The following is a 4,624-nucleotide window of genomic DNA, read 5'->3' as shown; positions in this document are numbered from 1 at the left end:
ACCGGTTTTGCGTATCATCAAGAACGTATGGCTCGCCGTAAACAAAGCAAAGTAGTAGTAGAAGAGCAAACAGTAAGTGCAGAAGAGGCAACTCAAGCACTTACAGACGCTCTAAATGCTGATTTGTCTGGAAATCAATAAACTGTTCTTAATCAATAGATTAAGTGATCGTGAGGCAGTTATATGCTGTCTTACGGTTAGTTTAGGTTGACAGGTTAAACTTTGCTCATTAAAATTCCGCCACCCATTTACTTGTGTGCTCAATGCAGGCTCGTAAATAAAGGGCGGATTTTTTATTTTTTTCAGTAGTAATTTTAATTTCAGGAGCTATTTAAATGGCAACTATTAACCAGCTAGTGCGTAAGCCACGCCGTAGCAAGGTTACGAAAAGTAACTCAGCTGCACTAAAAGCGTGTCCGCAAAAGCGCGGTGTATGTACTCGCGTATATACAACTACACCTAAGAAACCTAACTCGGCGTTACGTAAAGTAGCACGTGTACGTTTAACTAACGGTTTCGAAGTAACTTCATACATTGGCGGTGAAGGTCATAACCTTCAAGAGCATAGTGTAATCCTAATCCGTGGTGGTCGTGTTAAAGATTTACCAGGTGTGCGTTTTCACACTGTTCGTGGTGCACTTGACTGTGCAGGCGTTAGCGATCGTCGTCAAGCTCGTTCTAAATACGGTGCAAAACGCCCTAAAGGCTAATTGTTTTCCGTTAGTAAGGCCAAGCACTAAATATTTATAATTATTGTTTTGGGTGATTGACTCGAAAGAGCAAACCTGAATAAACCGGAGATACAAAATGCCTAGAAGACGCGTAATCGGTCAACGTAAAATTCTTCCAGATCCTAAGTTCGGATCGGAACTTCTTGCTAAATTCGTTAACATCGTGATGTTAGACGGCAAGAAATCTACTGCTGAAAAAATTGTTTATGGTGCGCTAGACGTGGCTGCTGAGAAATCAGGCAAGTCGCACCTAGAAATCTTTGAAACTGCACTTGATAACATTCGCCCACAGGTAGAAGTTAAATCTCGCCGTGTTGGTGGTTCAACTTATCAAGTACCAGTTGAAGTACGTCCAGTTCGTCGTAACGCATTAGGTATGCGTTGGTTAGTAGACGCTGCACGTAAGCGTGGCGAAAAATCTATGGGCTTACGTTTAGCTCAAGAAATCGTTGACGCTTCTGATAATAAAGGCACTGCGGTTAAGAAACGTGAAGACGTTCACCGTATGGCTGAAGCGAATAAAGCATTCGCTCATTACCGTTGGTAATCTGTCTTTAACCTTTAAGAGGATCATATGGCACGTACAACTCCACTTGAGCGCTATCGTAATATAGGTATTGTTGCTCACGTAGATGCAGGCAAAACCACCACAACAGAACGTGTTCTGTTCTACACAGGTCTTTCTCATAAGATCGGTGAAGTACATGATGGCGCTGCAACTATGGATTGGATGGAGCAGGAACAAGAGCGTGGTATCACAATCACTTCTGCTGCAACAACGTGTTTTTGGAAAGGGATGGACGCTCAATTTGACGCTCATCGTATCAATATTATTGATACTCCAGGACACGTAGATTTCACTATCGAAGTAGAGCGTTCTTTACGTGTACTTGATGGTGCGGTAGTTGTTCTTTGTGCTTCATCTGGTGTACAGCCGCAAACTGAAACAGTTTGGCGTCAAGCGAACAAATACGAAGTTCCGAGAATGATCTTCGTAAATAAAATGGATCGCACGGGCGCTGACTTCTTAGCAGTGGTTAGCCAGGTGAAATCTCGTCTTGGAGCAACGCCTGTTCCAATTCAGTTGCCTGTAGGCGCTGAGGACGACTTTAAAGGTGTTATTGACCTTATTAAAATGAAAGTGATTAACTGGAACGAAGCGGACCAGGGTATGACTTTCTCTTATGAGGCAATACCGGCAGAACTTCTGGAATTAGCTGAAGAATGGCGCTCTCATTTAGTTGAAAGCGCTGCTGAAGCAACAGAAGAACTAATGGATAAATACTTAGAAGGTGAAGAGTTAAGTGAAGCAGAAATTAAAAATGCTTTACGCCAACGAACATTAGCGAATGAGATTGTTCCAGTTACTTGTGGTAGCGCATTTAAAAACAAAGGCGTTCAAGCTGTGCTTGATGGCGTTGTTGAGTATATGCCGTCACCAGAGCAAGTGAAACAAATCCAAGGTATTCTAGAAAATGGTACTGAGGAAGAACGTCCAGCTAATGATAAAGCGCCGTTTGCTGCACTCGCTTTTAAGATTGCAACAGACCCGTTTGTTGGAACCTTGACCTTTTTCCGTGTTTACTCTGGTACTGTTAAACAGGGTGACACGGTATATAATCCAGTAAAAAGTAAGCGTGAGCGACTTGGCCGTATCGTACAGATGCATTCAAACTCTCGTGAAGAGATCAAAGAAGTTTTCGCAGGCGACATCGCGGCAGCTATTGGTCTTAAAGACGTAACAACAGGTGAAACACTGTGTGATCCGAATTCTATAATTACGCTTGAGCGTATGGAATTCCCTGAACCAGTAATCTCTATTGCGGTTGAGCCTCGCACTATAGCTGACCAAGATAAGATGGGTATCGCGCTAGGTAAACTAGCTGCTGAAGACCCTTCTTTTCGCGTACAAACTGACGAAGAATCAGGCCAGGTTATAATCTCTGGCATGGGTGAGCTTCACCTAGATATCATCGTCGACCGTATGAAACGTGAATTCAGTGTTGAATGTAACGTTGGTAAGCCGCAGGTCTCATACCGAGAAGCTATTCGTTCAACTGTTAAGGTTGAAGGGAAGTTTATACGTCAGTCAGGTGGTCGTGGTCAATATGGTCACGTTTGGCTTAAACTTGAACCGATGGACATTACGGATGATGAGTCACCAATCTACGAGTTCGTTAACGAAACCGTAGGTGGTTCTGTTCCTAAAGAGTTCGTTCCTGCGGTAGACAAAGGTATCCAAGAGCAAATGTCTCAAGGTGTACTTGCAGGCTACCCATTACTTGGCGTTAAAGCGACTTTATATGATGGTTCATTCCATGATGTAGATTCGAATGAAATGGCATTTAAAATAGCAGGTTCACTGGCAATGAGAGATGGGGCGCGTAAAGCTGACCCTGTACTTTTAGAGCCAGTAATGAAGGTTGAAGTACTCACTCCTGATTCAAATATGGGTGATGTAGTTGGCGACTTAAACCGTCGCCGCGGCATAATCGAAGGCATGGAAGATGCATTAGGTGGACTTAAGCAAATTAATGCGCAAGTTCCTCTTTCTGAAATGTTTGGTTATGCGACTGCTTTACGATCTGCAACACAGGGCCGTGCCTCATACTCTATGGAGTTTGTGAAGTACGCTGAAGCCTCTAAAAATGTTGCAGATACAATAATTTCAGCTCGCGCTGTTATATAATTTTAGCTTGTCTGGCTCAATAGTGAGTCAGGCTTTAATTTCTTTATTAGGAATTTTTTAAGATGGCAAAAGAAAAGTTTGAACGCGTAAAACCGCACGTAAACGTTGGTACAATCGGCCACGTTGACCACGGTAAAACTACACTAACTGCAGCAATCACTAACGTACTTGCAAAAGTATACGGCGGTGTTGCTAAAGATTTCGCATCAATCGACAACGCTCCAGAAGAGCGCGAACGTGGTATCACTATTTCAACGTCTCACGTTGAATACGATACTCCTACACGTCACTACGCACACGTAGATTGTCCTGGTCACGCCGATTATGTTAAAAACATGATCACTGGTGCTGCTCAAATGGACGGCGCGATCTTAGTAGTTGCTGCGACAGATGGCCCTATGCCACAAACGCGTGAGCACATCCTTCTTTCTCGTCAGGTTGGCGTTCCTTACATCATCGTATTCATGAACAAATGTGACATGGTTGATGACGAAGAGCTACTTGAACTAGTAGAAATGGAAGTTCGTGAACTTCTTTCTGAATACGATTTCCCAGGTGATGACTTACCTCTAATCGCTGGTTCTGCGCTTAAAGCGTTAGAAGGCGAGAAAGAGTGGGAAGATAAGATTGTTGAGCTTGCAAACGCACTTGATTCTTACATCCCAGAGCCAGAGCGTGACATCGATAAGCCATTCATCATGCCTATCGAAGACGTTTTCTCAATCCAGGGTCGTGGTACTGTTGTAACTGGTCGTGTTGAAGCTGGTATCATCCGCATCAATGACGAAGTAGAAATTGTTGGTATCAATGATACAACTCGTTCTACTTGTACTGGTGTTGAAATGTTCCGTAAGCTTCTTGACGAAGGTCGTGCTGGTGAGAACATTGGTGCACTTCTACGTGGTACTAAGCGTGAAGACGTTGAACGTGGTCAAGTACTAGCTAAGCCTGGTTCAATCAATCCACATACTACATTCACTTCAGAAGTATACGTACTTTCTAAAGATGAAGGTGGTCGTCATACTCCATTCTTCAAAGGTTACCGTCCACAGTTCTACTTCCGTACAACTGACGTAACTGGTGACGTTCAGTTACCAGAAGGCGTAGAAATGGTAATGCCTGGTGATAACATCAAGATGACAGTAACTCTAATCGCACCAATCGCGATGGATGAAGGTCTTCGTTTTGCTATCCGTGAAGGTGG

Annotated in this window: 4 protein-coding genes; all 4 read left to right on the top strand. The window is 43.5% G+C overall.

Going from position 1 to position 4,624, the window contains the following annotated elements; genetic code table 11:
• Positions 1-335 precede the first annotated feature (335 nt).
• Positions 336-710, top strand: a complete 375-nt coding sequence (rpsL, locus tag L655_RS0124705) for a 30S ribosomal protein S12 (RefSeq protein WP_002958885.1) — start codon at positions 336-338, stop codon at positions 708-710.
• 97 nt (positions 711-807) lie between these two features.
• Entirely contained in the window at positions 808-1,278 is a 471-nt protein-coding gene (gene rpsG / locus L655_RS0124700; protein ID WP_010555004.1) for a 30S ribosomal protein S7, read from the top strand.
• 27 nt (positions 1,279-1,305) lie between these two features.
• Entirely contained in the window at positions 1,306-3,420 is a 2,115-nt protein-coding gene (gene fusA / locus L655_RS0124695) for an elongation factor G (RefSeq protein ID WP_024600089.1), read from the top strand.
• A gap of 62 nt (positions 3,421-3,482) precedes the next feature.
• A partial coding sequence (tuf, locus tag L655_RS0124690) for an elongation factor Tu (protein WP_024597280.1) occupies positions 3,483-4,624 on the top strand: 1,142 nt, incomplete at its 3' end.

The sequence above is a fragment of the Pseudoalteromonas sp. TAE79 genome, assembly GCF_000498015.1.
GTDB lineage: Bacteria > Pseudomonadota > Gammaproteobacteria > Enterobacterales > Alteromonadaceae > Pseudoalteromonas.
This window is presented reverse-complemented; position numbering and strand designations above follow the sequence as displayed.

Coding starts and splice junctions, on each gene's coding strand:
- rpsL (WP_002958885.1), top strand. CDS start 336: ATGGCAACTATTAACCAGCTAGTGCGTAAGCCACGCCGTAGCAAGGTT.
- rpsG (WP_010555004.1), top strand. CDS start 808: ATGCCTAGAAGACGCGTAATCGGTCAACGTAAAATTCTTCCAGATCCT.
- fusA (WP_024600089.1), top strand. CDS start 1,306: ATGGCACGTACAACTCCACTTGAGCGCTATCGTAATATAGGTATTGTT.